The 2,381-nt window shown below is 48.0% G+C and carries 3 protein-coding genes; all 3 read right to left on the reverse strand.

Annotated elements, in window-relative coordinates:
* Positions 1-32: 32 nt before the first annotated feature.
* The 3 genes from tnpC to tnpA are packed head-to-tail and all read right to left on the reverse strand — an operon-like array spanning position 33 to position 2,301.
* On the reverse strand, positions 33-1,574 hold the full coding sequence (gene tnpC / locus AB4513_RS00005) for an IS66 family transposase (protein WP_102258481.1): 1,542 nt from the start codon (positions 1,572-1,574) through the stop codon (positions 33-35).
* 59 nt (positions 1,575-1,633) lie between these two features.
* Complete coding sequence (gene tnpB / locus AB4513_RS00010; protein ID WP_102258482.1) at positions 1,634-1,987, reverse strand: IS66 family insertion sequence element accessory protein TnpB; 354 nt, start codon at positions 1,985-1,987, stop codon at positions 1,634-1,636.
* Positions 1,984-2,301 (reverse strand): IS66 family insertion sequence element accessory protein TnpA, encoded by a 318-nt coding sequence (tnpA, locus tag AB4513_RS00015; protein WP_102258483.1) that lies wholly within the window; start codon positions 2,299-2,301, stop codon positions 1,984-1,986. Before tnpA ends, tnpB begins: the two co-directional genes overlap by 4 nt.
* Between the last annotated feature and the right edge of the window lie 80 nt (positions 2,302-2,381).

Below are 2,381 nucleotides of genomic sequence, written 5' to 3' on the forward strand. Positions count from 1 at the left end.
GTATCCGCCCCATGAACCCACGGGGCGACTTGTCAGTGTTTGAAGTTCCAAGGTAAGAGTGCGTCGATATCAGGCTCAGCTTTCGCTAATTCTTTCATGCACTTGACCATGTAGTCGTAGAGGATAAGGCCGTTGGCTTTCGCGGTCTCGATGATGCTGTAAAGCATCGCGCTCGCATCAGCACCGTTTGGTGTGTTAGAGAATAGCCAGTTCTTCCTGCCAATAACCAGCGGTTTAATTGCGCGTTCAGCGCGATTATTATCGATAGATAAGTGACCATCGTCGATATAACGAATGAGCTTTGACCACTGCCCGAGCGTGTATTTTATCGCTTTGCCCAGTGGGCTAGAGCCAATCACCTTCTGGGTTGTCATCCATTGGTAAAGCTCATCCAGTATCGGTTTGGCAAGTGCTTGACGCTCTGCTTTTCGCTCTTCGGCAGGCGCACCTTTTAAGCGCGATTCTATCCCGTAGAGTTTTTGGATTTTAGCCAGCGCCTTATCAGCCTTGCCCGACTTACCTTTCCCTTGAAGCTTCTTCGCGTCCATGAACTTGCGACGAGCATGCGCTAAGCACCCCACATTGGTGACTTGATGAAGTCCATCATAGGCCGCGTAGCCATCGGTTTGTAGATAACCGTTGTAGTCACCTAAAAAGGCAATAGGGCACGCCCTCGCACGACTGTTTTGATAGTCGTACAAGGCGATATTTTTCACATTTGGCAGTGCCGCTTCGGGCGAGTCAGCGCCTGAGCAGTAAAGCCACATATAACACTTCTTCTCTTCTTTGAGCACATTGAGCGGCGTTTCATCCGCTTGAACCACCACTTGCTGAAGTAGGTGCTCTTTCAAGGCTGCATACAGCGGGGAGAACTTCTCGCTGACTTGGATGACCCACCTTGCCATGGTGGTGCGTGATAGCTCGATACCCGACTGGGTAAACAGAGATTCTTGGCGATAAAGCGGCATCGCGTATTGGTATTTGCCTAGAATGATGTTGGCCAGCAAGCTTTCTGTGGCGAAGCTTTTAGGGATGAGACTCTGAGGGGATGGCTTCTGAACGATACGGCTGCTATCACCTGTTTTCTCGCACTGGCGGCAAGCGTACTTAGGGCGAACATATTCCAACACCTTGAGTACCGCAGGTGTGAACTCTAGCTTCTCGCTGCGGTCTTCCCCGATTTTATGCAGGCTATGATTACAACAAGAACACTGCTTTTCATTGTCGTCTAAATCGAGTTCGATAACCTCACGAGGCAAGGTATTAGGCAGAGGTTTACGTTTACCGCGCTTTTTCGTTGTGGTCGTCGTTGTCACCTCAACCTCGTCTTCTTTAACGGCTTCACATTCCGCTTCGTTGAAGAGGTCACCTTGTGATTCATCGTAAGGCTTTAATGCCTCCGAGCGTTTCGCGAACTGGCGATCGAAGGCGAGTTTGAGTTGTTCAAGCAGCGATTGACGCTCTTGTTTCCATTGCGATTCCTTCTGCTCTTGCGAGAGCATCAGGGCTTTCACCATCGCTTGTAGCTCGGCAACATCTTGGCTTTCTGGGTTGATATTTGGCGTCTTTTTCATGGCATTGATTATACTAAAATCGTGCCGTTAACGCTTGGTCAATAAGGCTTTATTCTCGATTAACTCATTGTAAAATCGTTTATTTTGATGGGTTCATGACCGATAATTGTGAAGCCAGAAAGCAGTCTATCAAGCTCAAATTGAGTGAGGGTAAACACCTGATTTTTCTCTTTTGAAGGCCACTTATACTTGGCTTTTTCAAGGCGTTTATACCAGAGGGCGAAGCCTGTTTTATCCCAGTACAGCACCTTAATCTTATCGCGCTGTTTATTGGTGAACAGAAATAGAGCACCGCTGCCAAGAGGTAGGTCCGTATCATTTTCGACAATCGCTGCAAGACCGTTGATGGACTTTCTAAAATCGACGCTTTCACGATAAAGGTAAATCTCTGGCGCGCTGAGCATACCTTTCATGACAACGCTCCAATGAGTTCAGCAAGATAGGCCGCTGGCGTACCTTGAGGAATGCTCAGCTCCACATCATTGATGAGAAGTGTCATGTTAGCCGTAGCTATCTGGGCCTGATACTTGGTTGTCTTTTCGACGATTTCGGCTCTAACAAATCCGACAGATCCCGATTGGTTTGCTGTTTGGAGTTGACGCCGTTTGGCAAAGAACGTGGATAAACTCAGTCCATGCTCTTCACAAAAAGCGCGTTGGGTAACACTGCTGCTTTCATATTGCTCAAACAGTGATTGCCATTCTAGGTTGGTGCGTCGTTTTGCCATTTCAACTCTCCTTTGGGTTGGAGAGATGATCTTATTCTTCGTGCCGGTTAATTAGAATGCGGGGTTCATGACGCGCTTAC

The sequence above is a fragment of the Vibrio sp. 10N.222.54.E6 genome (genome assembly GCF_041473955.1).
Taxonomy (GTDB): Bacteria; Pseudomonadota; Gammaproteobacteria; order Enterobacterales; family Vibrionaceae; genus Vibrio; species Vibrio tasmaniensis_A.